26 protein-coding genes are annotated in these 22,981 nt (G+C 48.0%); 7 read left to right on the top strand and 19 right to left on the bottom strand.

Annotation, left to right across the window (positions count from 1 at the left end; genetic code table 11):
- The first annotated feature begins 45 nt into the window (after nucleotides 1-45).
- Together HAL07_RS02520 and HAL07_RS02525 are read left to right on the top strand one after the other, a co-directional pair.
- Nucleotides 46-1,893, top strand: coding sequence for an FtsK/SpoIIIE family DNA translocase (locus tag HAL07_RS02520; RefSeq protein ID WP_238374465.1), 1,848 nt, complete (start codon nucleotides 46-48; stop codon nucleotides 1,891-1,893).
- Nucleotides 1,877-3,274 carry a bifunctional ADP-dependent NAD(P)H-hydrate dehydratase/NAD(P)H-hydrate epimerase gene (locus HAL07_RS02525; protein ID WP_053944971.1) on the top strand — a complete coding sequence of 466 codons (1,398 nt, stop codon included), beginning with the start codon at nucleotides 1,877-1,879 and terminating at the stop codon, nucleotides 3,272-3,274. The genes HAL07_RS02520 and HAL07_RS02525 overlap by 17 nt, the downstream gene beginning before the upstream one ends.
- Here HAL07_RS02525 and tlyA read toward each other — a convergent pair.
- From tlyA to HAL07_RS02545, 4 genes are all read right to left on the bottom strand, one after another.
- The gene (gene tlyA, locus HAL07_RS02530) at nucleotides 3,260-3,967 is read right to left on the bottom strand and encodes a 23S rRNA (cytidine-2'-O)-methyltransferase TlyA (protein WP_053944972.1); all 708 of its coding nucleotides are present in this window, start codon (nucleotides 3,965-3,967) and stop codon (nucleotides 3,260-3,262) included. The two genes, HAL07_RS02525 and tlyA, sit on opposite strands and share 15 nt — an antisense overlap.
- A gap of 1 nt (nucleotide 3,968) precedes the next feature.
- Nucleotides 3,969-4,964, bottom strand: coding sequence for a DNA adenine methylase (locus HAL07_RS02535; RefSeq protein WP_053944973.1), 996 nt, complete (start codon nucleotides 4,962-4,964; stop codon nucleotides 3,969-3,971).
- 19 nt (nucleotides 4,965-4,983) lie between these two features.
- Complete coding sequence (locus tag HAL07_RS02540; protein WP_053940566.1) at nucleotides 4,984-5,208, bottom strand: hypothetical protein; 225 nt, start codon at nucleotides 5,206-5,208, stop codon at nucleotides 4,984-4,986.
- A gap of 123 nt (nucleotides 5,209-5,331) precedes the next feature.
- Nucleotides 5,332-6,783, bottom strand: a complete 1,452-nt coding sequence (locus HAL07_RS02545) for an AIR synthase-related protein (RefSeq protein WP_053944974.1) — start codon at nucleotides 6,781-6,783, stop codon at nucleotides 5,332-5,334.
- Between the two features lie 65 nt (nucleotides 6,784-6,848).
- Between HAL07_RS02545 and HAL07_RS02550 the strand changes: the two genes are divergently transcribed.
- The gene (locus HAL07_RS02550) at nucleotides 6,849-8,147 is read left to right on the top strand and encodes an anaerobic C4-dicarboxylate transporter (protein WP_053944975.1); all 1,299 of its coding nucleotides are present in this window, start codon (nucleotides 6,849-6,851) and stop codon (nucleotides 8,145-8,147) included.
- Here HAL07_RS02550 and nusA read toward each other — a convergent pair.
- Together nusA and HAL07_RS02560 are read right to left on the bottom strand one after the other, a co-directional pair.
- Nucleotides 8,144-9,280 carry a transcription termination factor NusA gene (gene nusA / locus HAL07_RS02555; RefSeq protein ID WP_053940564.1) on the bottom strand — a complete coding sequence of 379 codons (1,137 nt, stop codon included), beginning with the start codon at nucleotides 9,278-9,280 and terminating at the stop codon, nucleotides 8,144-8,146. The two genes, HAL07_RS02550 and nusA, sit on opposite strands and share 4 nt — an antisense overlap.
- Nucleotides 9,281-9,349: 69 nt before the next feature.
- The gene (locus HAL07_RS02560; protein ID WP_053940563.1) at nucleotides 9,350-9,847 is read right to left on the bottom strand and encodes a hypothetical protein; all 498 of its coding nucleotides are present in this window, start codon (nucleotides 9,845-9,847) and stop codon (nucleotides 9,350-9,352) included.
- A gap of 59 nt (nucleotides 9,848-9,906) precedes the next feature.
- Here HAL07_RS02560 and trpA point away from each other — a divergent pair, with 59 nt between their 5' ends.
- Nucleotides 9,907-10,689, top strand: a complete 783-nt coding sequence (gene trpA, locus HAL07_RS02565) for a tryptophan synthase subunit alpha (protein WP_053945051.1) — start codon at nucleotides 9,907-9,909, stop codon at nucleotides 10,687-10,689.
- On the opposite strand, the gene HAL07_RS02570 is transcribed toward trpA, so the two are convergent.
- Genes HAL07_RS02570 through HAL07_RS02580 form a run of 3 tightly spaced genes read right to left on the bottom strand, consistent with a single transcriptional unit; the run spans nucleotide 10,673 to nucleotide 12,824 of the window.
- Nucleotides 10,673-11,740 (bottom strand): LptF/LptG family permease, encoded by a 1,068-nt coding sequence (locus tag HAL07_RS02570; RefSeq protein WP_053942019.1) that lies wholly within the window; start codon nucleotides 11,738-11,740, stop codon nucleotides 10,673-10,675. The two genes, trpA and HAL07_RS02570, sit on opposite strands and share 17 nt — an antisense overlap.
- Before the next feature lie 5 nt (nucleotides 11,741-11,745).
- The gene (gene pth, locus HAL07_RS02575; protein WP_053944976.1) at nucleotides 11,746-12,288 is read right to left on the bottom strand and encodes an aminoacyl-tRNA hydrolase; all 543 of its coding nucleotides are present in this window, start codon (nucleotides 12,286-12,288) and stop codon (nucleotides 11,746-11,748) included.
- Nucleotides 12,288-12,824 (bottom strand): 50S ribosomal protein L25/general stress protein Ctc, encoded by a 537-nt coding sequence (locus HAL07_RS02580; RefSeq protein ID WP_053944977.1) that lies wholly within the window; start codon nucleotides 12,822-12,824, stop codon nucleotides 12,288-12,290. Before HAL07_RS02580 ends, pth begins: the two co-directional genes overlap by 1 nt.
- Before the next feature lie 203 nt (nucleotides 12,825-13,027).
- Here HAL07_RS02580 and HAL07_RS02585 point away from each other — a divergent pair, with 203 nt between their 5' ends.
- Nucleotides 13,028-13,594 carry an outer membrane protein gene (locus HAL07_RS02585; RefSeq protein ID WP_053945052.1) on the top strand — a complete coding sequence of 189 codons (567 nt, stop codon included), beginning with the start codon at nucleotides 13,028-13,030 and terminating at the stop codon, nucleotides 13,592-13,594.
- A 331-nt stretch (nucleotides 13,595-13,925) separates the two neighbouring features.
- On the opposite strand, the gene HAL07_RS02590 is transcribed toward HAL07_RS02585, so the two are convergent.
- Genes HAL07_RS02590 through exbB form a run of 3 tightly spaced genes read right to left on the bottom strand, consistent with a single transcriptional unit; the run spans nucleotide 13,926 to nucleotide 15,581 of the window.
- Nucleotides 13,926-14,777, bottom strand: a complete 852-nt coding sequence (locus HAL07_RS02590; protein WP_053944978.1) for an energy transducer TonB — start codon at nucleotides 14,775-14,777, stop codon at nucleotides 13,926-13,928.
- On the bottom strand, nucleotides 14,743-15,132 hold the full coding sequence (gene exbD, locus HAL07_RS02595; protein ID WP_053941355.1) for a TonB system transport protein ExbD: 390 nt from the start codon (nucleotides 15,130-15,132) through the stop codon (nucleotides 14,743-14,745). Before exbD ends, HAL07_RS02590 begins: the two co-directional genes overlap by 35 nt.
- Nucleotides 15,132-15,581: a TonB-system energizer ExbB gene (gene exbB / locus HAL07_RS02600; RefSeq protein ID WP_197271597.1), complete on the bottom strand. Its 450-nt coding sequence runs from the start codon at nucleotides 15,579-15,581 to the stop codon at nucleotides 15,132-15,134. The genes exbD and exbB overlap by 1 nt, the downstream gene beginning before the upstream one ends.
- Nucleotides 15,582-15,816: 235 nt before the next feature.
- Here exbB and HAL07_RS08275 point away from each other — a divergent pair, with 235 nt between their 5' ends.
- The gene (locus HAL07_RS08275) at nucleotides 15,817-15,939 is read left to right on the top strand and encodes a hypothetical protein (protein ID WP_264828270.1); all 123 of its coding nucleotides are present in this window, start codon (nucleotides 15,817-15,819) and stop codon (nucleotides 15,937-15,939) included.
- A 49-nt stretch (nucleotides 15,940-15,988) separates the two neighbouring features.
- On the opposite strand, the gene HAL07_RS02605 is transcribed toward HAL07_RS08275, so the two are convergent.
- The 5 genes from HAL07_RS02605 to HAL07_RS02630 all read right to left on the bottom strand — a co-directional run bounded on the left by HAL07_RS02605 (nucleotide 15,989) and on the right by HAL07_RS02630 (nucleotide 20,469).
- Nucleotides 15,989-16,426, bottom strand: coding sequence for a hypothetical protein (locus HAL07_RS02605; protein ID WP_053944979.1), 438 nt, complete (start codon nucleotides 16,424-16,426; stop codon nucleotides 15,989-15,991).
- Nucleotides 16,427-16,430: 4 nt separating this feature from the next.
- On the bottom strand, nucleotides 16,431-17,123 hold the full coding sequence (locus HAL07_RS02610; RefSeq protein ID WP_053944980.1) for a Bax inhibitor-1/YccA family protein: 693 nt from the start codon (nucleotides 17,121-17,123) through the stop codon (nucleotides 16,431-16,433).
- Between the two features lie 210 nt (nucleotides 17,124-17,333).
- Entirely contained in the window at nucleotides 17,334-18,677 is a 1,344-nt protein-coding gene (locus HAL07_RS02620; RefSeq protein ID WP_053944982.1) for an FAD-dependent oxidoreductase, read from the bottom strand.
- An 86-nt stretch (nucleotides 18,678-18,763) separates the two neighbouring features.
- Nucleotides 18,764-19,162 (bottom strand): hypothetical protein, encoded by a 399-nt coding sequence (locus HAL07_RS02625; protein WP_053944983.1) that lies wholly within the window; start codon nucleotides 19,160-19,162, stop codon nucleotides 18,764-18,766.
- 71 nt (nucleotides 19,163-19,233) lie between these two features.
- Nucleotides 19,234-20,469 carry a hypothetical protein gene (locus tag HAL07_RS02630; RefSeq protein ID WP_053944984.1) on the bottom strand — a complete coding sequence of 412 codons (1,236 nt, stop codon included), beginning with the start codon at nucleotides 20,467-20,469 and terminating at the stop codon, nucleotides 19,234-19,236.
- A gap of 68 nt (nucleotides 20,470-20,537) precedes the next feature.
- On the opposite strand from HAL07_RS02630, the gene HAL07_RS02635 reads away from it, so the two are divergent.
- Nucleotides 20,538-20,753 carry an HP1242/YdcH family protein gene (locus HAL07_RS02635; protein ID WP_053941362.1) on the top strand — a complete coding sequence of 72 codons (216 nt, stop codon included), beginning with the start codon at nucleotides 20,538-20,540 and terminating at the stop codon, nucleotides 20,751-20,753.
- Here the strand turns inward: HAL07_RS02635 and HAL07_RS02640 are convergent, their stop codons facing one another.
- Nucleotides 20,754-21,590 (bottom strand): J domain-containing protein, encoded by an 837-nt coding sequence (locus tag HAL07_RS02640; protein ID WP_238374467.1) that lies wholly within the window; start codon nucleotides 21,588-21,590, stop codon nucleotides 20,754-20,756.
- Between the two features lie 6 nt (nucleotides 21,591-21,596).
- Nucleotides 21,597-22,964, bottom strand: a complete 1,368-nt coding sequence (locus tag HAL07_RS02645) for an MATE family efflux transporter (RefSeq protein ID WP_104707983.1) — start codon at nucleotides 22,962-22,964, stop codon at nucleotides 21,597-21,599.
- Between the last annotated feature and the right edge of the window lie 17 nt (nucleotides 22,965-22,981).

Below are 22,981 nucleotides of genomic sequence, written 5' to 3' on the forward strand. Positions count from 1 at the left end.
TTAGTGGGGCTTTTCTTAGCCACTTGCTTTGGAGAAAGTGGGCTAATGGGGGCTGTGGGCGTGGGGATCGCCCGTTGGCACATAAGTTATTTTGGGGCAATCGCCTACGCCGACCCCATTTATTTATTCTTTGTGTCGCGGTGGTTAAACCAAAAGAGCCTAAGAGCCTTGCAGGCCATTTTAGCAAGTCTCATCGGGTTTTTGGGTTTGCTTGTGGGGCAGGCTCTCTTGTTAAAACAAGGGCTTGTGGGCTTGATTTTACTGGATTTGATCCAAGAGCAAATCGGCACGCTTGGGGCGTGGCTTGTGGTGTTAGGGGCACTGCTCTATGCCTTTGGCGCGCTCTTTCCTAAGAGTTTTAGCAAGTGCAAAGAAAACCTACCCGCCTTAGCCCGCCTAAGTCTTGAGAAGGGCAAAGAGTGGGGGGAGAGTCTATTAAACACCACACAGGGGCTTAAACCCCATAAAAGAGCAAGCTTTGCGCCCAAAACCAAAGGGGCAGCGTTTGATCCAAAAAACTTTAAAGAACGCCCGGAAAGCTTTAAAATCAAGGTGAGCCACTACCAAGAAGCCCAGCAAGAGCAGGATTTACAAGTGCGCCTAGTCCCCCCACAAGAGCCAAAACAAGAACCCCTAGCTTCCCAAGAAGCGCAAGAAGTCCAAACCCCAGAGTCAAAGCCCAAAGCGCCAAATTTTCATTTAGACCTATCTGCGCATAAAGATTTATTAGAGCAACGCCACGCCTTGCAAAAGCCCAAACAAGGCGCGTTGCCTAGCCTAGATTTGCTAAACTCCCCAGTGCCCTTAGCCCCGCAAACAGACAATCTCCAAGAGAAAATCCACAACCTACTCAACAAACTCAAAATGTTTAAGATCGAGGGCAAAGTTGTGAATACCTGTGTCGGTCCGATGGTCACGACCTTTGAGTTTCGCCCCGCAGGGCACATCAAGGTGAGTAAGGTGTTAAGCCTTGCTGATGATTTGGCGATGGCTTTGTGCGCCCAATCCATCCGCATACAAGCCCCCATCAAGGGCAAGGATGTGATGGGCATTGAAATGGCCAACGACCAAATCGCCCCCATTAGCCTCAAAGAAATCCTAGAAAGCCCCGCTTTTTTGCAAAGCACAGGCCTAAGCCTAGCTTTAGGCAAAAGCACCACAGGCGTGCCCTACATTTTAGATTTAAAGACTTTGCCCCATTTACTCATCGCCGGCAGTACGGGCAGCGGTAAGAGCGTGGCGATGCACGCCTTGATTTTGTCCTTGCTTTACAAGCACACTCCCCAAGATTTGCAATTTGTGATGATCGATCCTAAAAGGGTGGAATTTAGCCTATACTCTAACTTGCCCCACTTGCAAACCCCCATCATCACCGACCCTAAAGAGGCGCAAAGCGCCTTAGAGGATTTGGTACAAGAAATGGAGCAACGCTACAACTTACTAAGTACCAAACGGGCAAAAAACATAGAGAGTTATAACCAAAAATCCGCCCAAAAATTGCCCTTTGTCGTGGTGTTGATCGACGAATTAGCGGATTTAATGCTGACAGGGGGCAAGGACATTGAAACCCCCATCATTCGGCTCGCCCAAATGGGGAGGGCAAGCGGATTGCATTTGATCATCGCCACACAACGCCCCAGCGTGGATATTTTAACGGGGTTGATTAAGGCGAATTTGCCCTGTAAGATCAGCTTTAAAGTCGGCTCTAAGGTGGATGCACGGGTGGTTTTAGACACAGAGGGGGCGCAAAATCTCTTGGGGCGGGGGGACATGCTCTTAGCCGCGCCGGGCGGCAGCGCACCCGTGCGTCTGCATGGGGCGTTTGTGGCTGAGGAGGAGATTGAGCGAGTCGTGGATTTTATTGAAGGAAAGCAACATGCAAAATCTGTATGAAAACACCCAAGAGTTAGACAATCGGGCGTGCGCGCTCTATGGGCTTGAGCCTAGCTTGCTGATGGAAAATGCAGCCGCAAGTTTGCATCAAGAGCTAGACAAGCGAGCGCAAGGCTTAAAAAACGTGCTGGTTGTGTGTGGGGGGGGCGATAATGGAGGCGATGGCTACGCTTTAGCTAGGCGGCTAAGGGGGAGCAAGTACAGCGTGCAGGTCTTGAGCGCAAAAGAGCCTAAAAGCGCGCTGTGCCAAATCCAATACCAACGAGCCTTAGCCAGCCGTGTAGAAATCTTGCCCGCCTTAGAGCTTTGCCAAACCCCGCAGGTTGTCATAGATTGTCTATTGGGCTCGGGGCTAAAGGGGGTATTAAGCCAAGAATTACAAGATGTCATCCACAGCCTCAACGCTTTAAACGCTCTCAAAATCGCGTGCGATGTGCCAAGCGGGCTAGACGCGCACGGCTTTATAGAGTCTGTGGCTTTTAGGGCCAATTTGTGCGTGTCTATGGGGGCTTTAAAAAGCGGGCTTTTTAGCGATGGGGCTAAGGACTTTGTGGGCGAGGTGGTGGTGGCAAATTTGGGCGTGGGGCAAGACTTGTATGAAGAGGATAGCGTGCTTTTTTTGCTAGAAAAAAGCGATTTGGTCTTGCCTTGGCGCGTGAAACAAAACACCCACAAGGGCTACTTTGGGCATGTTGGGGTGGTGGTGGGCGCGCAGAGCGGGGCGGGGCTTTTAAGCGCCAAGAGTGCTCTAGCCTTTGGGGCGGGGATGGTGAGCGTGCTAGGCGCGCCCACTTTGCGCTACATCAAGCCAGCCGAGATCATGTACTCTCCAACAATCCCACAACAAGCAACTGCCTTTGCGCTAGGCATGGGGCTTGACACTTTGCCTAAAAACTTAGAGCAAATGCTCGCACTTGCTCCCTGTGTGCTCGATGCGGGAGTGTTTTATGAAAAGGCCCTAGTACACATTTTAAAGCAGCCCTACCAAGTGGTGCTGACCCCACACCCCAAAGAGTTTTTAAGTTTGTTGCAGATGCTTGGCCACCAATTAGACATGCCCGAGTTGTTGCGCTTTAAATTGAAGTGGGCGCACGCCTTTAGCCAAGCCTACCCGCATATTGTGTTGCTTTTAAAAGGCGCAAACCCCATCATCGCTTACAGCGGACAAATCTACATAAACCCGCTAGGCAGCAGCGCGCTGGCTAAGGGGGGGAGTGGAGATGTGCTAAGTGGCATGATAGCCGCCCTTTTGGCGCAAGGTTATAGCTTATTAGATGCGGCGCTCAATGCAAGCCTAGCCCACGCGCTGGCAGGTAGCGCCGATCCACACAGCTACTCCCTAACCCCTAGCAAGCTCATAAACGCCCTAGCCACGCTCTAAGAGGATAAAAATCTCTACATTGCCTGCTTTGCCCTTTAGGGCAGACTCGCACACGCAACACACCTTTAAGCCCAAATTTTGCGCCAAAGTTAAAAACTCTTGCAGGCTTTGGTTGATGGCTTCTTGGTCTAAGACCACACCCTTTTTATTGCGCTTAACCCTCAAACCCACTTCAAACTGCGGTTTAAAGAGCAAGAGAAGTTGAGAGCTTAAGGGGGCAAGGGTGGCTAAGAGCAGGCGCAAAGAGGTGAAGCTGACATCGCACACGAGCAAATCATAAATTTGGCTTGGCTGGAAAGCGCGGATGTCGCAAGACTCATGCAGCTCGATTTTGGGGTTTTCTCTTAGTTCTTTGGCTAATTGTCCCTGCCCCACATCCACGCACACGACCCGACCAGCCCCCTTTTCTAACAACACTTGCGCAAACCCGCCCGTGCTCGAGCCCACATCCAAAACGACCTTATTTTGGCAATCTAGGGGGTGTTGCTCCAAAAAGCCCCACAACTTCTCGCCTGCCCGCCCCACAAAGCGTTTTGGCTGCGGCTTTAGGGTTTGTAGCTGTGTGGCTAGCTTGTCTGTGATCTGCAAGCTTGGCTTTAACCCTAGCCCGATTTGCCCTTTTAAAATCAGACTTTTGGCATGCTCTCTACTTGTGGCAACCCCCCTTTGGACCAAGAATTGATCTAAGCGCATTTTAGCCCTTGCAAAGCACATGCAAGTGTTCAATGGTGTGCTCTTTGGTGTTGGGGCTGTTGCTAAAACGCGGGTGGGTTTGGCTCAAACGCTCGTAGTGCCCGTATTGGCTAAAAAGGGTTTTAACTTCCTCTAAGCGCAACAAGCCTTCATTGTTGTAGCTTAAAAAAATAAAGCGGGCCGTTGTGTGTTTGAGTACATACTCTAGGTTTTGGTAAGCTAAAGACTTTTTACACCAAGCCGACTTTTCATACCTCCTTAAGCCCGTCTTGCCCTTGGGAGTGAAGTTGTCATAAAGGGCGATGCTGTTTAAGAGGTGGTAATTGGCCCCATATTCGCGCTGGTTATAGGGGGGGTCTAAATACAAAATATCGGTTTTAAGGCGTGTGATGATTTCTTTTGCATCTGTGTGGTAAGCGTGGTGGGTGTTGTGGCTGGGCACTAAAGAGGCGGGGGTCAAGATTAAATCTTGTTGCGCGCTCTTTTTAAGCTTTTTTAAAAACGCCCCATAGACACAGGCGGTGTTTGCCACTTTGTCCGCCACTTCTAAAAGCGAAGTGAGTAAAAAATAATATTCAGCCTGACTGATTTTTCCCAATGACTGCCACTCTTGAATTTGCGTGCGCATGGCATCGATTTTTAAGGCGTTTGTGTCGCTAAAGTAGAGCCGTCCCTCCCCGCCCCCTAAAGCGTAGTGTTTGTAGATTTTGCCGGCCAAAGGGGGTAAGTTGTTTAACTTGTCTATCAGCATTTGTGCCCGCTTGAGGGGTTTGGTGTTTTCAATGTAGTGTTTGGCAAGCACAAAGCTATAAAACTCTTTATCGTTGCTTAAAACTTGCTTCACATGCCCTTTAAAAAAACGCCCCACTGCTGCCGTGCCTGAAAACAAATCTGTAAAGACGCATTCAGCTAAATTAACACCCCGCGCCTTTAAACTTTCTTGCACGCTGGCGAATAAAAACCCGAGTAACTTTTGTTTCGATCCTATGTAGTTCATAAGAACAGAATAGCATAAACTAGGGGCTTTTAGGGGCTCTTAAAACCCTTGCAAAGTGCAAACAACACTGCGCTAAAATAAAAGGGGGCAAGGTGTAGCTCACATGCACAATGGTGTTTGGGGTGATTTGGCTAAAGAGCACCAAATACCCCCAACAAAGTGCGCTCACACAAGCCATGCCCATTAAGAGCATGGCCAACACCTCGAGCCCCTTTGCGATTTTTTCTTTTCTCTCTTGCGCCATTAGGGGGCTATTTTAGTGCAAAATCTTAAATAATTTAAGGCGGGGCATCAACCAAGAGATGTTAAGGCAAGAGCGTGTATTTTTAAACCCCTAGCAAAGGGCAGAAAACATCAATTCTACAAACTAAATCACTCCCACAGCCACAATAGCTAAAGTGGGGGGGATAGAGTTAGCCCCGCTGGTGGCGTTGTTTAGCGACACATTGCCACTGATAAAAGGCACGCCCAGCTCTTGGTGCGTCTCTTTAAGTCCTAAGCACATTTGGCTAAGTACCCACGCGCCGTGTTGATCCATCGCCCCTAAGTTGATTGAATCGCTAAAGCTTAAAACCTTTGCGCCCATGTCTTGTAATTGCTGGTAAGCTCTATAACACACGTTTTTACTATCCTCTTTAGGCTCTTGTAAGGCTGAGGGTGTGGAGCTGGCTAGAGCGATGCAGAGGTGTTTTTGTATTTGGGGCAACCAAATTTTAGCCGGGGGCAGAGAGGTTAGCTCAACGAGTGGGGAGGTTAAACTTAGGTCTTGTTTGGGGTTTAATGGGGTTGGTGGGGGGGTTAGGGGCAAGGGTAGATGCGCCAACTCTTGGTTTGCATAAAGGGCTTTAAAGATGGGTTCTATGGTGGCTGTGCCTAGGGCGTGAGCGTTTAAGCCGTGTTTTGCGGCGGTTTGCAAGACCTTTTCTAAGTTTTGGGGGCTGATGCATAAGAGCATGCGCTCTTGGGTTTCGTTGAGTAAAATTTCCATAGGCTCTAGTTTCTTGGCACAGGGCACTTTATCAAGCTCTAGCACAGCCCCCACGCCCCCTCGCATCGCCATTTCTACGCACGCCACGCCAAGCCCCCCCGCGCCTAAATCTTGCGCCCCCAAAACGCCTATTTGTGTGTAAATCTCTAAGCAAGCGTCTATGAGCTTGGCTTGTGTTTGTGGATCGCCTGTGGGGATATTGCTTTGCGTGCTGTGGGCGTTGAGCTCTTGGCTACTCATACACGCCCCATCCACGCCCACGCCCTCAGCCGCTCGCCCGAGCAGTACAAACGCCCCTCCCGCCTTTGCATGTGCTTGCACTTTGTGCTCTAAAAGCACAAGCCCCACACAAAAGGCATTGACAACGACATTGTGCGTAAAGCCCACACTAAAACCGCTCTCGCAACCTAAGTTTTGGGTGTGGGTGTGGTGGGCGTAGGCGTTAAAGCCTTCTAGGGCTTCTTGATAATGCGCACCCGTGTCAGGACAACGCAAAAGGGCAAAGCAGGCAAGGGGTTTTGCACCCAAGCTTAAAATGTCGCGTTGCACGCCACCTAGCCCCGTAGCCGCCCCCGCATAGGGGTTTAAAAAGCTTGGATGGTTGTGCGACTCGATCTTAAACGCCGCGCCAAGCCCCCCCCCTAGATCCACCACGCCCCCACTTCCCCTTAAATCCGCACCAAAGGTTTTTAAAAGCTCTTTGCTGGAGCGGTAGCTGCAATGTTCGCTATAAAGGGTCGCCGCTAGGGCGTGTTCAAGTGTATTTGGGGGGCGTTTTAAGCGGGCCGTCAGTGCCTGTAAATCCTGTGTGCTCAAGGTGTGCAAATTCATCCCTTTTTAAACTACTTTAGCAAAGCCTAGCTAATAAACGCTAGAATGGTCTTAAGGAGTTTTCTATGGGTCTTTTCATTTTGCAATTTTTAGTCTTGCTGGGGGCATTGTTCTTGGGGGTGCGCTTGGGAGGCATGGGGATTGGCTTTGCGGGCGGTCTTGGCGTGGCGGTGCTCACTTTAGGGCTTGGCATGGATGCCGGGGCGATCCCTTGGGATGTGATTTTAATCATCATGTCTGTGATTGGGGCGATTTCGTGCATGCAATTAGCGGGGGGGCTAGATTACTTGGTGTTGGTGGCGGAAAAGATTTTGCGGGCCAATCCAAAATACATCAACTACCTAGCCCCTTTCGTCACTTACAGCTTGACGCTTTTAGCGGGCACGGGGCACACTTCGTTCTCTGTCCTGCCCGTGATTGTAGAGGTGGCTAAGGGGCAAAAAATCCGCCCCTGCCGTCCCTTATCTTTGGCGGTGGTGGCTAGCCAAGTGGCGATCACGGCTAGCCCTGTGTCTGCCGCTGTGATCACGATGAGCGCCTTTGTGGAGCCTTTGGGCGTGTCTTACCCGCTCTTGCTTGGGCTTTGTATCCTTTCAACTTTCCTAAGCTGTGCGCTTACGGCGTTTATTGTGAGCGCGTTTTTTGCCAACAACTTAGAGGGGGCGGTGGCGTTGCAGACCACAGAGCAAAAAGACTTGCCAAAGGGGGCGCGCTTGTCGGTGTGGATTTTTGTGGCGGGGATTGTGGTGGTGGTGCTTTACGCTACAGCGATTTCTAAAAATGTGGGCTGGATCGCGCCCGTGCATTTGCCCCGCGACGGCGCGATCATGGCGTTCATGCTCACCATTGCGGTGTGTATCGCCATGTTTTGCAAGCTCAAGTGCAACGACTTGGTGCAAACAAGCACTTTTAAAGCGGGGCTTAGTGCTTGTGTGTGCGTGCTGGGTGTGGCGTGGCTGGGAGACACTTTTGTGAAAGGCTACATTGAGCCCATTAAAACCCACGCCGCCGTGTGGATCACGCACTACCCCTTTTTGCTCGCCGTAGGGCTATTTTTCACAAGCATGCTTTTATACTCGCAAGCAGCGACCACAAAGGCGCTGATTCCTAGCGTGATTTTAGCCATGGGGCTCACCCCAACACACCCACATGGCGTGGCAACACTCATCGCCTCGTTTGCGGCGACCTCAGCTCTCTTTGTCCTGCCCACTTACCCGACCCTACTCGGGGCGGTGCAAATGGACGATACGGGAAGTACCCAAATTGGCAAATATGTTTTTAACCACCCTTTTTTAATCCCCGGAGTTTTAGTCATTACCTTTTCTGTAGGCTTTGGGTTTTTATTCACTTCAATTTGGCTTTAGTTGTTAGGGGTTTCTGGGGTGGGGTTTTTACTAAAGAGAGATTCAAGCAGTTTCAAGCCCACTTTTTCAGGCACTCTAGGGGTGTTTTCTTTAGGCTCAAGCACTTCAAAGTCTATGTCAAAGCCCGTGAGCATGCAGGCTAGGCGGACATTTACGCCATTACGCCCAATCGCCTTGCTCTTTTGATCGCCATACAAAGTAACTTGGGCATTTTTCTTGCCCTCGCTTTCGCCTAGTTTGATCTTAATGATTTGGGCGGGGGACAACGCATTGGCGATGTACATTTCGGGGATTTCGTTGTAATGCACACAGTCGATGCTCTCGTTGCAAAGTTCTTTGCTGATGGCGTTGATCCTAACACCCTTCACCCCCACGGTCGCGCCAATGGGATCAATTTGGTTGTTGTGCGAGCGCAGGGCAAGTTTAGCCCGATCCCCCGGGATGCGCGCAATGCCCATGATCTCGATTTCCTCATCGGCGATCTCAGGCACTTCTAGGCGCAAAAGGGCCTCTAAGAATTTAGGTGTGGTGCGCGAGAGCTCTAAAATTAAGCCTTGTTTGCTAAAGCGCACATGTTTTAAAACCGCCCGCACGCTATCGCCCACCTTAAAGCTCTCCCCTTTGATGCGGTTTTTTAAGGCCAAAATCGCCTGCAAGCCATCGATCTCTATGTAGGTGTTTTGCTCCCCATCCACATCTAAAACAACCCCGCTCACAATGGTGTTTAGCATCGCCTTGTATTTTTGGAAGTACTGATCCTCTAGGCTCTTTTGTATGTTGTACTCTAGGTCTTTAAAAAGGGCATTGACCGCTCCTCGTTTCATGTCTTTCAAGCTGATCTCGTAGTGTAACAAGTCATCGGGTTTTAAAGACGGGTCGCTCTTGTGTGCTTGGCTTAGGGCTAGAGTGTTTCTAGGATCCAGTGCAAGTCTAGGGTCGTCATCGGCGCACACCTGTACGACATGCAAGAGCGTTAGGTCTTTGTTTGAGTCGTCTATGACAAAGTTTGCCTGCGCATCTAAGCACTCTTTGGCGACTTTTAAAATGCTGTTTTTAACGACATCTTTAATCGTGTCTAAGCTCAGTCCCTTTTCATAGGCAATCAGCTCGACTATGTCTAGTATTTTCTCCATGCTAATCCTTATATTTGCTTTTAAGTGGTGTTGTGGGGGAAGTGGCTCTATTATAGCAAAAAATCGTTTTTAAAACTTAGGGATCGGCACTTGGGTGGCAAAATTAAAGTGCATTTCTCCTAGCCCGTCTATCTCCATATCTAATTTGGCATCTTGCTCTGAAATGTAATCTAATTTTTTAAAGGCGACCAAATAGGCTTTAGAATATTTGTTTGTGGTGCGCAGGATTTTGTCAAATTCATCTTTATCGATGGGGCGCACCCACATGGGCGTGGTCGGTCCGTGCGTGCCATAGAGAGTGTAACCAATGCCTCCATTGTTGTAAATGCTTTGGTCTTGGGTGAAAATCTCCACAAAGAAAAATTCCCGTTGGTGGTAGGTTACAGGATCGACATCGTTTAAATGTGTGATGAACACGCTCACAACGGGGCGCAAGTCTTTGATGATCTCGCCTTTGCGGGTGGCTTGGGTGCGCTTTTCCTCTAAGAAATCTGGTATATAGGCCGTGTCAAAGCGATTTGCGCAACCACAAAACAACAAGCAAAACACTAAAAATAAACAACGCATGTAGGTATTTTAGCCCAAAATTTTATAAATTTGCGCCCCATTTTGCCGATCTAGCCCCCATGGATCATGCAAGCGTGTTTAGAAAAAATGGGGTTTTTGTGCCTTTTGTGGTGCTGGGCGACCCCTCATATGAAGAGAGTTTGGCGATCGTCAAAACCCTGATCGATGCAGGGGCAGATGCGCTGGAGTTGGGATTTGCCTTTTCTGACCCAATGGCAGATGGGGTGGCGATTCAAGCAAGCCATGTGCGTGCTTTACAGGCCGGGGCGTGCATGTGGGCGAATTTTGATCTCCTGCAAAAGATACACGCTTACAACCCCAAGATTCCCATTGGGCTCTTGCTGTATGCCAATTTAATCCATAGCTATGGCCTAGACAGTTTTTATAAAGATTGTGCGGCTTGTGGGGTGGCTAGCGTGCTGGTAGCAGATGTGCCCTTAGCTGAGAGCGCGCCCTTTGTTGCAAGCGCAAACAGCCACAACATTGCCCTCATTTTCATCGCCGCTCCGCACACAAGCCCCAGAGACTTAGAGCAAATTGCTAAGTTGAGCCAAGCCTATGTCTATGTGCTGGCGCGCTCGGGTGTTACGGGCGCGGGCGAAAATTTAGGTACGGATGCGAAGGGCGTGATCGCCACGCTTAAGAGGGTTAAAAATGTGCCTTGTATGCTTGGCTTTGGCATCTCTAAGCCCGCCCACGCCACACAAGCCCTAGAAATGGGGGCTAACGGGGTCATTTGTGGCTCGGCTGTGGTGAAAATTATAGCCGAGCACTTAGACAACCCCACACGCGCGCACGCCGCGTTAAGAGAGTTTGTGCAAGGTTTTAAAGCTTTGTGTTGAGTCTCTTGTAGTAAAAAAAGGCAATCACCGCTAGGGTTAAAAAGGGCCCCAAAACCCCCACTTCGGGCAAAAACACTCCAGAAATGCTGAATTTTCCCATCGCAAAAAACAGCCCCCAAAGAACCAAAGAGAGCAAGATAAATTTTAGGCTCAAAAGGGCTAGGTTCTCATAGCGGGCGAGTTTGGGCGTGTGGTAGGCGATGAGTACCGCCGTTAAAGGCACAAAGAAGGGCAACAAAATCGACACATACAAAAACCCGCGGATCTTTTTTGTGTCCGCCTTTTGGCGGTAGAGCACATGCAAGGAGCGCAGGGCATCGGTGATCGAGACGGCGGGTTTATTTTGATAAATGGTGTCTAGCACTTTGGGGCGAAAACCCTTAAGCGTCTTTAACACAGGCAGTTTTTGCACCTTGAGTGCCTTAGAACCTAACAGAAAGGGAGTTGGGAGCGTTAAAAAACTCACCCCGTGCAACACCCAAAATTTGCCCTCAAAAAAGGCACTGGGAGCTTGGGCGAAGGTAACAAGTTGCTTGTTTCTCAAGGTGAAGATTTTAATGTTCGTGGCGCTTTGTAAAAGCGGGTTGATTTTGCCAAAATAGACATAGTCGTTGTTGTATTTAACCAAGAGATTTTCAGAGATATTGCCCGCGTTGTCTTTGTAAATGATGGCTTCGGCCTTTTCTTGCATATAGACAAAGGGCGTGGCGCTTAACCCCACAAAAATGGCGATAAAGAGGGCATTGATGGCGAGCATGGGTTGCAAAATTTGCTTAATGGAGTAGCCAATGGAGAGCAAGGCGGTGTATTGGTTGGAATGGATAAAGGCAGTGTAAAAAAGCACTAAGGCCAAGAGCAAGGATAGGGGCAGGGTGTAATTAAGTGCATACAGCCCGTCATAGACAAAAAAGAGCAAAAGCAGGTTCGCGGCTGTGGGGAATTTTTCGGCGTATTGCAGGCTGTCGATGCCGATGAAAAAAAACTCAAGAGCGCAAAGGATGATGGCGCAATACTTGAGGTAGTAAGAGCCCACAAATAACCACAAGCGCATGCATTTTAAACTTTGAGAGTGAATTTATTTTGCATAGCGTTAAAATCGCCCGTTTTAAGGAAAAAAAGCAAGGCTTCTTTAGCATGCTCTAAAATTTCATCTTTCAAGGCTTGCTCTTGGGGGCCAAATCGTTCTAAGACATGGGAGATGACCCCATTTTCCCCACGCCCGATTCCAATTTTCATTTTATAAAAAGGCTGGACGCAGTGTTGCATGAGCGACTTTAAGCCATTGTGCCCGCCATGCCCGCCCTGCGCTTTAAAACGCACCGCTCCCAAGGGCAAATCTAAATCATCATGCACCACCAAAATGGTTTCTGGAGCATGCTTGGTTAAAAAAGCCTGCAAAGACTGCCCTGAGTTATTCATGTAGGTGGTGGGTTTGAGTAAATACACCGTACCCACCTTGGCATAATCGCCCTTGTAGAGATTGGAGTGTCTAAATTTTAAAGCCAAACTTTGTGACACGAGGTCTAAAACATCAAAACCCACATTGTGCCGGGTGTTGGCGTAAGTGGGTGTGGGATTGCCAAGCCCCACCACTAACATTATTTTGCCTTAATGACCCCGACAATGGCGTTGTTTGGGTTTTCAAGCACCTTAAGGTGGGCGGGGACTTGCAAATCCCGCACCAAAATCGCATCGCCCACATCCAAAGCGGACACATCTAGCTCAAAGTGGGCGGGTAGGTTTTCAGGGATACATTCCACCTGCACACGGGCTTTAGAGAGCATCAAAATCCCTTTGTTTTTCAAGCCTACGGGTGTACCCTTGGTTTTCACAGGGATTAAAAATTTAGATTTCAAGCCCTTTTGCAAGACCAAGAGATCGACATGGATTAAGGCGTTGGTTACGGGGTCCTTTTGGTAGGCTTGCACCACGACATTGTAGCTTGCTTGCCCAACTTTCACCATAAAATCTAAATTGGGTTTGTGCTTGACAAAGCGGATAAAATCATTGGTTTTAAATGTGGCATGGACATTTTCCATCCCTTTGGCGTACAAGTTTGCCATCAAAACCCCTTCTTTGCGTAACGCTTTTTTAGCAGATTTGCTAAGTGCAGCCCTAGCTTCACCTTCTAACATGGCTTGTCCTTCTATCTTAAGATTAGAGCGTGGATTACTCACAAGAATAAATGCGAATTCTAGTCTCAAACAACTTAGACAACGCTTATATTTAAAAACATGCCCTATTTTTGGCTTTAAAATGCTAGTATGTGCGCATGCCATGTAACATTTTAGACAACCTTAGAGCCTGTAAAAAACATGCTTTAGTCTGTGCCCTTTTCATGACAATCTCTCCGCTTAAGGCGAAGAATTTAAGCTACATGTCTTCAGCTTACCAAATTGGCATGGTCTATCTCAAACCCATAAACGCCAACAAGCCCTTACAAGGGGCTTCGATCACTTGGGGTTATGAGATCAACCCCAAAAACTCTTGGCTTTACAGCCGTTATTACATTTTCTTGGATTATGGCAATATTTTATTGGGACAGGCATCCAAGCAAGCGAATTTATTCACCTATGGTGTGGGAGGGGAGCTGATGGTGTCTTACAACCAAAACCCCATTAACTCTTGGACCATCTTTTTTGGCTTACAACTGGGGGCAAACTCGTGGGTGATTAACCAAAAGGTCTCAGATTTGATTGAAAACACTTGGGATTCTTTTAAAGATTTTTCGTTTAGGCCGGCGTATTTTCGCGCAATGGGGACTTTCGGGGTGCAGTTTAGAACAATCGTAACTTGGCACATTGTAGATGTGGAGGTGGGGATGAAAGTCTTTCTAAACCCCGAACCCAAAAGCCCGTTTGAGCGTAATCTTTTGTTTTTTATCTCACATGCGTGGCATTTTTAACTCCACGCAATCGTTGGCAACTCAAAAAGCGATTAACCTTAGATTAACTACTTGAGATTAGTATCCCGGGGCGTTTCCAAATCTTAGGAGAAAGAGCTTAAGAGCAACAAAACAACAGCAGCAAAACAAGTAGGCCCTTCCAACAGCTAAAGAGACTACCTTAATCTTGGGTGGCTAGGCTTCTAGGCGGTGCTATGAGGCTTAACACGGGCGCAATTCTACTATAAAGATTTTACTTTGTCAAGAGGAACGGGCTTTTTGTCAGAAAATGTCTTTTAGGTGTGCATATTTAACACACACAACAAGCCAAGCTTAAGCGAATGCGGTGCATTCACTCGTCCTTAAGCGTATAAGCGATGGGGATGCGCAGCCGCACGCTTTGTTTAGGAGTGGGGAAGAGACTTGAGGCTTCCTTAACCGCTTGCAAGGCAGCGTGGTTTAAAATGTCTGAGCCTGAGCTTTTGGCGATCTTAATGTCTGTGGTACTGCCATCGGTGTTTAAGACAAATTCCACAAACACTTCCCCCTCAATGCCCCGAATCATCGCCATGCGTGGGTAGCGGTTTTTAGATGAAATGGCCATTTGGATTTTCATTAAAAAGGCATCGCTCACACCCTGATTGTAGGCCATTGAACTGGTTTTTGCCCCCTGAGAAGTCTGATTAGACTCTTGAGTTTTTTTAGGCTCCTTTTGATTTAGGTCCTTGTCTTTGGCCACCGCTTTGGTGGTGTCTTGTTCTTCCTTTTTGGGCTCAGACTTAGGCTCTTCTTTTTTGGGGGTGGGCTTTGGCTCCTCTTTAGGCTTTGGCTCGGGTTTGGGCTCAGACTTAGGCTCTTCTTTGGGTTTTGGCTTGGGCTCAGGTTTTGGTTTAGGCTTTGGCTTAGGTTTGGGTTTGTGGTGGGGGTGGGGTTTTGGTTTGGGTTTGGGTTCTTGGGGTTTTGGTTCCTCTTTTTTGGGCGGGGTGGGGGCTTGCTTTGTGTGCTCTAAGTGGGTGGCGTGCGTGTCGATGCTTGCTAGGCTCATGGTGATGCTTTGATTGCCTGCTTGGGCCAAACGCTCAATGTGGTCTGGATAACTGGCAAAGAAAACCCCAATCCCCAGCGCGTATAAAACGGCTGTTATGACAAAACTGATGCTGGTAGATGACCTACTTTTTTTCTGTGGAGATGGAGAAGTTTTCATGGTTTAGGTCTTTAAGAATATCGATGATTTCGATAAAAGTGCCAAACTTCGAGTCTTTATCACTGCGTAAATCCACAAGGACTTTTGGGTCTAGTGTGGTGATGAGCGCGCGCAATTGCTCTATATTCTTGGGCTTATCATCCACAAAAATCCCGTCATTTTTATCCACCACAATTGTCACTTTCTTTTCCTCTGGAGAAGCCTTTTGAGCACTGCTAGCTGAGGGGAGATTAACCTTGATCTTGCCCTCAGCAATGAAGGTCGAAACGCTGAGTACCAAAGCCAACAACACCAACATCACATCGATAAAGGGGACAATGTTTAGCCCATCGCCTCTCCTTAGTTTAGAACGCATTAGGCACTCTTCTTGTGCATGAGGCGGAATTTTTCAGACAGCACATCGCTTTTACGCAACATAGCGTTATAGACCACAAGCGTGGGGATCGCCACAACAAGTCCAAAAGCTGTGGCCTTCAAAGCCAAAGATAAACCCAGAGTGATGGCCTTGGCATCTAATCCTGTAGAGCTGGTGCTCATGTCATAGAAAGTAACCATCACGCCTAAAACCGTGCCTAAAAGCCCGACATAGGGCGCATTTGAATAGACAATGTAAAGTGTCGTTAAATTTTTGCTCAAATCCAAATCGAGCCGATCAGCGTCATCATATAGGCTAAAATCAAGCTTGCTGTAAAAGATGATGCGCTCAATGGTGAACCATATCGCCACAAAACTCATCAGGCCTAAAGTCGTGAAAATGCCAAAATCCACATATTCCCCAATCATTTTCATCGATAAACTCGACATCATAGCATCCCTCAGTTTGCAAGTTATAAAAGTGTGTATTATATGTGTTTAGTAATAAAAAGTCAAGAAAAAAACAATTAAAAAATAACGATAATCAGTACAATTCTTCTAGAAAACTTAAGAAGCCCCGCCGGTTAAACCTCGCGGAGCAAGTAACTTTGCAGGTACAAACCCACCCCGGCAAAGCCGGGGGCATGGGCTAGTCTTGGTGCCCGCCGTGTTCGTGGTGGTGATGATGCTCCGCCCCATCTTTATGGTGGTGATGGTGGTGATGGTGGTGGCCACCATAGTAGTGGTGGTGATGGTGGTGATGGTGGTGGCCATCGTGCCCTTCGTGGTTATGACAGCATTCTTCTGACATAGAATCCTCCAAAAATAAATTTTACACTAGATCGCTCTAGGTGGCTCTATTCTACACTAAAAAAGCTGTTTTTTGGTAAATCGTTTAAAAAAACCATGCATTCTTTTTCAAGAGTGTAGAGAGAATAACGCAGGGTTTTAAAGCTCGGGTCTTGGGGTTTTTGGGGCATTAGATATTTAAAGCACTCTTCAAGTACTCGTGCGCTCTCTTGAGCCCGCTTGAAATTAGCTTGCAACATGTTTAGGCTTGAGGGCTCTTTAGGGGGGTTATCGTGCAAGCTTAGGACATCGTTTAGGCTGTCGCGTTGGGTGTAAAGCCAAAGAAAATCAATGCCATACCTAGTAAAAATCAAAGTGGCCTGATGGCGGATTTGCTTTAGGCGGAGGGCTAAGTTTTCGTTGTTATGGAGGTAGCGCAGGGCGTCCTCGACCACCCGCACCCCCTCCTTGAAGCGGTTTAAATTCGCGTCTAAAAGACGGCCGATGGGCTCAGTCGTTGCGCCCCCCCATAATGCCTAAGATTTGCAAGAGGGAGATGAAGATGTTTAAGAAATCCACATACAAAGCCACAGCCGCTTCTACGGGAGTTTCATAGAGTCCGCGGATGATGCTTTGTGTGTCGTAAGCCACAAAGAGGCTAAAGAGCACCACGCACACCCCGGCGATAGCCACTTGCATCATGGGCGAACCTAAGAATAGATTGATTAAAGAAGCCACCATCACCACAATCACAGCGATGAAAAGCATCTTGCCCATGTTGGCCAAGTCGTTTTTGGTTTTAATGGCATAGACGCTCATCACACCAAAAACAATGGTTGTCATCCCCAAAGCCTGCCAAATGGCACTAGCCCCTGAGCGCGCGATCACAAACCCTAACAAGGGCACCAGAGTGATGCCCGACAAAAAGGCGAAAGCAAAGAGCATGAGCAGATTGACTGTGGGCATTTTGCGGGTGAACATGAGCCCAAAAAAAGCGGCGATTTCCCCGATAAAAAACGCCCATTTATACTGCCTAACCACTTCAAAATGCATCATGCCAATCAGCGCACCAATGGTGGCTAACAGAAGGCTAGCGGCAAAGAATTTATAAGTGGTTTTGACAAAACTAACTAAGGCGGTTTCGCTCTGCTGGGCATAGGACGATGCACCCTCGTGCACCTGCGACCTGTCATACAAAGCCATGGTAAGTCTCCTTTATAAAAAATTGCCCGGGATTATAGCACACGCCCTTAATACCTTGCTTAAAATATGCTTTTCTAAAGAGTGGGGCAACTTGCTGAAAAAGGGTTGCTTGGCAGTTGCCATCAATCAAGGTTGGAGTGGATTGCTGGTGCGCGGCGCGGATTTTGTGCGCCACACCCCAAGCATTTAGCGCAGCCGGTGTCCCAAGTGTTAAAGGGTGTTGAGACTTTCGATCATAGAGGGGTGGGTGTAAATCATCTCTTTGAGAGTGGAAAAACTTAGATCTTGGTTAATGGCAAGGCTAAAGAGATTGATGTATTCATGGGATAAGGGGCAGTGCAAGCTTGCTCCCAAAACGCGCTCTCGCCCCCCCTCTTCGACCAAAACCTGCAAAAGCCCTGTGGTGTCTTCTAACACACGTGCCCCGGGGATGGCCGCCGTTTTAAGGCTGTGGGTACAAAAAGCCTTGTCTTTAATTTCATGCGCCCTTGAACCCACATGGCTATAAGGGGTTTCAATGTAAAGTACTTCGGGCAAGACATCGCGGTTGTGGATGGAACGCCTTTTTGCCCCATAGAGGTGGTCATAAACGATGCGGTAGTCGTCCAAACTCGCATAGGTGGTGAGCATTGCCCCGCCTTTGACATCCCCGATCGCGTAAATGTTGCCCTCGCCCTCTGCGTTTGCCACTAAAAACTCATTGGTCAAAATTTCTTGTTGAGAGCCTAGCTGGATACCCGCTCGCTCGAGTTGCAAAGCGGCAGTGTTGGGGGCGCGCCCTGTGGCGAGCAAAACTGCATCGGCTCTTAAAGTTTTGTCCTGCTGGTTTTGGGTGTAGTGGATACAATCCCCCTCGATCGCCTTTAAATCTGCGTTGCATAAGATTTGGATGCCCTTTTGGCTCAAGGACTGATAAATGCTCTCTCTAAAGATAGGGTCTTCTTTGGGTAAAAAGGTCGAACCGCGCACGAGCACGCTCACCTGTGTGGTGTTTTTGCTGGAGGTGCGCCCAAACAAGTTAAACATGCTAGCAAATTCTAAGCCGATATAGCCCCCGCCCACCACGACTAAATGCGCCGGCAAGGTGGTTAATTGCATCAAAGAGGTGCTGTCATAGACCTTATCGGAGTTGATAGGAACTTTGGGGACGATGGGGAGCGAGCCCGTGTTGATCACGATGCGATCGGTGCTGATTTCTTGGCAGCTATCGTCGTGGTAGATCATCAAGGTGTGGCTGTCCTTAAAACTAGCAGTGCCATCGATCACATGCACTTTCGCTTCTAACAAGGCTTCATAATTTTTTTGGCGTAACAAGGCGACCGTTTTATTTTTAATCTCTATGGCTTCTTTATAGCCTGTTGCCCCCTTTTTATGAGTCGCTAAATGCAAGAGGGCCTTAGAGGGGATGCACCCGATGTTGATACAAGTACCTCCATACATTTCTTTGCTGGCTTCTATGAGAGCGACTTTTTGGCCTCGCTTTGCAGCAGCGGTAGCCAAAGTCTTGCCCCCTTTGCCAAACCCGATCACGACTAAGTCGTACGCAAATTGCATAAAGCCTCCTTCGTTTTTGCAATGCTAGCATACTTATTGAAACTGCCGGGCTAAAATCGACCCCATTTTGATATTGTTAAAAATTCTTAGATAGTAATATCTAGCACATGCGGATCGACAAGTTGCTCTAGCTCTTCTGTGTTCTCAACGGCCCGCTCTAACTCGCTGTCGCTGTAATAGTGCCCGTGGTAGCAATGTTCTTTATCCTTGCCCTTTTGGCAACGGGTGTCGCCACCGCCTTGGGTTGTGCTTTGCTCTTGTGGCTCTTGTTCGCGCTTGGGGGGTTGGTGTGGGGTTTCTTCTTTATCCTTACTAACGGCCTTGTTTTTTTCTAGCGCGCGGGTGGCCTGCACGCTTTGCAACCGCTCTAAAAAGACTTGCTGATCGACCTCAGAGAGTTTAGGCAAAGCATTTTGATTCACAATGGAGCCGTAAGGGGCGTTTTGGTTGATGTAGGTTAAGTTGCCGGGTATGGACACGGACATCGCGCACTCCTTTAGACTAGACCAGCGGACTAGAGTCTTGTTGGCTAAAGCCTAGCTTTATATCGGCAGAGTTAGCGGCGGACTTTGCGTAAAACGAAATTTAATAGGTCGTAGCTGTCTAAGGACACGGTGAAATAAACTTGGTAGGAGGATTGCGTGGTGTGGTAGTTGCTCATGGTGTTATAGACAAACTGGGTTTTAATGCTGGCAAAGGAGCTTCTAAATTCGTAGTAAATGTCAAAGCGGTTGTAAAGGGGGGCTTGAAAAAAGGCGACTCCACGGTAAATAGGTGTGGGGCAATAATTTTTAGAAGCCATGCAAATGTTGTCTATGTAGGTGCTGTTGTAAATGCGCTCATAGGCATTTTGCCCATGCTGGCTTGCAAAAAAGAGATCGGAAATCCCAAAGCCCTTAAATTGCATATTCGTTTGGGCGAAAAAGCCATTATTCACCTTAAACCCGGTTGCCATCCCCATTTGGCGCAAGCGCTCTAAACTCGCCAACACGCCCATAGAAAAGTCTAGCTTGTCCATAAATGGGGTCACACTGAGTAAGTCGCTTTTGGCGTAGGCTTGGTAGTAGAGGCGATCGAGCAAATAATGCCCACCGTAGGGAATATTGCTCGAAGTGTTGGGCCAATTGAGTAAAAATTGATCTTCGACATGGAAATACTCCGCATTGCCCCCAAAAATCAAAAGTCCCTTTAAAGTCTCCAGCTCGCTATAACCCATGAAGCTAAAGCGATCCATGCCATTGCCTAAGGCGTTATGCCCGAATTTACAGATGTAGCAGTTGCCCCCAAACCAGTCGAGCATGAACTCAGCTTCTAGGTGAGTGGATTTGAAGGGGTTTTTAGGCGGTCTGTATTGCAGTAAAAAGCCCCGAGCATTAGGGTCGATGAACCAATAATAGGGGGCAAAAACATTTAGGGGGTAGTGTCCGTTGAGGTATTTTCTAGGGAAAATCCCCCCATAGAAGTTAAAAGCGTGCCCCCTTGCTTGGTAGTAGAGCGTGGGCCCCCACTTGGAGGGGAAATTCATTTGGTAGGTGTGGATGTTTTGGAAAAAGAACGCCCCGACCATGAGCTTTTGCTCCACGCCTTTGGTGTTGAAGGCAAAACCAAATTCTGGGGTGAGACGGGTGTTTAGCGTGGTGTTGGTATTAGGCCAATAAGTCGTGTAGCCTTCGTGGTCCATGATGAAGAGATTAAAGCCTAAATTGTAGCGCAAGTGCTGGGCTAGATTGGAGGCATGTAGGCTCACGAAAAAATAGAGCAAGCAAAAAACACGGGATTTGAGGGAGAACATGGCAATCCTTTAAGCCGATAAAAGGCGCATTATACTATAATGATTGACTTTATTAGAGAGGAGATAAGATGTTTCACGAGTACCGGGAAGAAATCAAGGAACTTAGCAACAAAAACCCCCATTTCCACAAGATTTTTGAGGAACACAACGCCCTAGACGATGAGATCACCACTTTAGAGGCGCACAACACCGATGAGCTCAAAGTTGTCGCCCTCAAAAAGAAAAAGTTGCATCTGAAAGATGAAATTTACCGCATGATCCAAGAACATAGGGGTGCGCATTAGCTACAAGTTTTTGAGAATTTTATAAGCTTCCATCACTTCCAAAAAGCGTTGCTTACGGATGTTGTGGTGGGGGGATTTCGTGGAGGGGGCTGTGTCGGGGTGGTAGAGCTTGGCTAGCTCTAGATACCGGCGCTTGATCTCTTCTTTAGAGTGCATCACACCCAAGCCTAGCGTGCGCAAGGCCTTTAAAATCAATTCTTCTTGCCTTGTGAGAAAAAGTTTTTGTGTGGGGTAGATGAACTGGATATAAGCGTGCTTGAAGTGCGGGTTTTTTAAGGACATCAAAACTTGCAAAGCATCCAGATGGGCGTGGGTTTCGTGTAAAAAGCCTCTTTTGTTAGACGGGTCTTTAAAGGGGGTTTCTAGCAAAATGAAAGGGGCAAACAGGCCGTGTAAAAATTCCCTAGCTAAAAAATGTGTGTAGTAAAACACCAAGCGCGAGTGCATGTAGATGGCTTGGATTTCTACTTTTGGCACAAGGGCTAAGAGGGGTTTGGCCCTGATTTTAGGGGTGTAACTCTCTTTAAAAACAACGGGCAAATGGGCGTTGCTTAGGATTTTCTCTAGCAAGAGGTTAAACATATCAGGGGAGTTAAAGGGGTGCAAAGCGTATTTGGCATAGAGCAAGCGGTTGAGCAAATAGGCTTTCTTAAGACTCGTTTTTTCAAGCAAAATCAAGGTGTGCTTAAATTTTACATGCTCGGGGAAGTGTTTTTTAAGGTAAATGCTCGTTTTGGCGTATAAAAAGGGATCCAAGCACACCTCGATGAACTGGCTAGTCGCAGAGGTTTTTTGAGGAGCTGGGAGGGTTTTGGCGGCTTTGGTTTTGATTTGCATGGCGTATTATAGCATGTTTTTTTTGGGGTGTATTGTGTGGAAAGTCCCCCTCTTGTGCTCGTAACGCACCACAAACACCGCCACCACTAAAGCCAAAAATTGCGAAAGCGGGTAGGCGATCCAAATCCCCTTAAGCCCATAAAAACGACTGAGAATCGGTAACAACAGCGCAATGAACACAATCGTTTCGCAAATGGTGATGAGAAACGAGCTTTTGGTGCGCTGTATGGACTGGAAAAAGACCGCACAAAAAAGATTGACCCCCAAGAAAATATGCCCCAAATAATAAACATCCATGGCACTTTTGGTGTCTGCTAAAAAGGCGGTATCCTCTAACAGGCGTTTTTTGTCTATATAGAGTTTAATGAGGCAGGTATCAAAGAAATAAAAGACGATGTAGAGCACTATGCCCACGCATAGAGCCATTCTAAGCCCAAAGTCAAAAGCGGCACGCACCCGATCGAGTTGCCCCGCCCCATAGCTAAAACTTGCGATCGGCTGTATCCCCTGCCCGATTGAGAGTAAAGTTGTCCAAAAAACGATCCCATTGTACATGATGATCGCATAAATCGACACCCCCCGCTCCCCCACCGTGTGCATGATCGTCCAGTTAAAGAGTAACATCACCACAGCAGCACTAAGCTCGGACACGCTTTGGGGCACGCCGCTTTTAGCCGAGGACACCACGCTTGCCCAGTTGAAGCGCCGCACAAAGTGCAACTGCCCTTTTTTTAAGAGAAAATGCGAGAGCAACACAAAGAAACCCACCGCATGCCCCACTACAGTGGCGATCGCGCTCCCGTGTATGCCGATCTCAAAGACATAGAGCAAGAGGTAATTAAAAAGGATATTTGTGAGCGAGCCAACCAGCATGGCAACCATCGCCAAAATGGGGCGTTTGTCATTCACCACAAAGACATCGGCTAGGGGGTGCAAGACCATAAAAACCGCCCCCATTAAAATCATTTTGAGGTAAATAGATGCCATCGGCAAGAGCAAATCAGAGCTGCCCAACATTTTAGCAATGTGGCTGCTAAAGGGCACAAGCGACCAGCTGATGAGCGTGATGCTAATGGCGACAAAATAAAAAACAGAGCTAAAGACCAAACGGGCGCGCTTGGCTTGGCTTTTGCCCAAAAAGTATGAGGCAATCGAAGCCGCTCCCAAACCAAAAAGCAGTTCAAAGGCGATGAGTGTAGGGAAAATGGGCCAGCACACCCCGATGGCAGCGAGGGCATTTTTGCCCAGCTTGTTGCCGACAAAGATGCCATCGATCGTTGAGTAGGTCGATAGCGAGATCATGGAAAAGGCGAGGGGGATAAAATAATAGAAAAAAAGCCTAGGGACTGGCGTGGCTTTTAAATCAATGGACACACGCCCCCCCTTATGCG

This window comes from Helicobacter ailurogastricus (assembly GCF_001282945.1).
Classification (GTDB): Bacteria; Campylobacterota; Campylobacteria; order Campylobacterales; family Helicobacteraceae; genus Helicobacter; species Helicobacter ailurogastricus.

Bases quoted from the DNA above. Each gene is read 5' to 3' on its own strand.
- HAL07_RS02520 (WP_238374465.1), top strand. From the start codon at position 46: ATGGGGGCTGTGGGCGTGGGGATCGCCCGTTGGCACATAAGTTATTTT.
- HAL07_RS02525 (WP_053944971.1), top strand. From the start codon at position 1,877: ATGCAAAATCTGTATGAAAACACCCAAGAGTTAGACAATCGGGCGTGC.
- tlyA (WP_053944972.1), bottom strand. From the start codon at position 3,967: ATGCGCTTAGATCAATTCTTGGTCCAAAGGGGGGTTGCCACAAGTAGA.
- HAL07_RS02535 (WP_053944973.1), bottom strand. From the start codon at position 4,964: ATGAACTACATAGGATCGAAACAAAAGTTACTCGGGTTTTTATTCGCC.
- HAL07_RS02540 (WP_053940566.1), bottom strand. From the start codon at position 5,208: ATGGCGCAAGAGAGAAAAGAAAAAATCGCAAAGGGGCTCGAGGTGTTG.
- HAL07_RS02545 (WP_053944974.1), bottom strand. From the start codon at position 6,783: ATGAATTTGCACACCTTGAGCACACAGGATTTACAGGCACTGACGGCC.
- HAL07_RS02550 (WP_053944975.1), top strand. From the start codon at position 6,849: ATGGGTCTTTTCATTTTGCAATTTTTAGTCTTGCTGGGGGCATTGTTC.
- nusA (WP_053940564.1), bottom strand. From the start codon at position 9,280: ATGGAGAAAATACTAGACATAGTCGAGCTGATTGCCTATGAAAAGGGA.
- HAL07_RS02560 (WP_053940563.1), bottom strand. From the start codon at position 9,847: ATGCGTTGTTTATTTTTAGTGTTTTGCTTGTTGTTTTGTGGTTGCGCA.
- trpA (WP_053945051.1), top strand. From the start codon at position 9,907: ATGGATCATGCAAGCGTGTTTAGAAAAAATGGGGTTTTTGTGCCTTTT.
- HAL07_RS02570 (WP_053942019.1), bottom strand. From the start codon at position 11,740: ATGCGCTTGTGGTTATTTGTGGGCTCTTACTACCTCAAGTATTGCGCC.
- pth (WP_053944976.1), bottom strand. From the start codon at position 12,288: ATGTTAGTGGTGGGGCTTGGCAATCCCACACCCACTTACGCCAACACC.
- HAL07_RS02580 (WP_053944977.1), bottom strand. From the start codon at position 12,824: ATGTTAGAAGGTGAAGCTAGGGCTGCACTTAGCAAATCTGCTAAAAAA.
- HAL07_RS02585 (WP_053945052.1), top strand. From the start codon at position 13,028: ATGACAATCTCTCCGCTTAAGGCGAAGAATTTAAGCTACATGTCTTCA.
- HAL07_RS02590 (WP_053944978.1), bottom strand. From the start codon at position 14,777: ATGAAAACTTCTCCATCTCCACAGAAAAAAAGTAGGTCATCTACCAGC.
- exbD (WP_053941355.1), bottom strand. From the start codon at position 15,132: ATGCGTTCTAAACTAAGGAGAGGCGATGGGCTAAACATTGTCCCCTTT.
- exbB (WP_197271597.1), bottom strand. From the start codon at position 15,581: ATGTCGAGTTTATCGATGAAAATGATTGGGGAATATGTGGATTTTGGC.
- HAL07_RS08275 (WP_264828270.1), top strand. From the start codon at position 15,817: ATGCTCCGCCCCATCTTTATGGTGGTGATGGTGGTGATGGTGGTGGCC.
- HAL07_RS02610 (WP_053944980.1), bottom strand. From the start codon at position 17,123: ATGGCTTTGTATGACAGGTCGCAGGTGCACGAGGGTGCATCGTCCTAT.
- HAL07_RS02620 (WP_053944982.1), bottom strand. From the start codon at position 18,677: ATGCAATTTGCGTACGACTTAGTCGTGATCGGGTTTGGCAAAGGGGGC.
- HAL07_RS02625 (WP_053944983.1), bottom strand. From the start codon at position 19,162: ATGTCCGTGTCCATACCCGGCAACTTAACCTACATCAACCAAAACGCC.
- HAL07_RS02630 (WP_053944984.1), bottom strand. From the start codon at position 20,469: ATGTTCTCCCTCAAATCCCGTGTTTTTTGCTTGCTCTATTTTTTCGTG.
- HAL07_RS02635 (WP_053941362.1), top strand. From the start codon at position 20,538: ATGTTTCACGAGTACCGGGAAGAAATCAAGGAACTTAGCAACAAAAAC.
- HAL07_RS02640 (WP_238374467.1), bottom strand. From the start codon at position 21,590: ATGCAAATCAAAACCAAAGCCGCCAAAACCCTCCCAGCTCCTCAAAAA.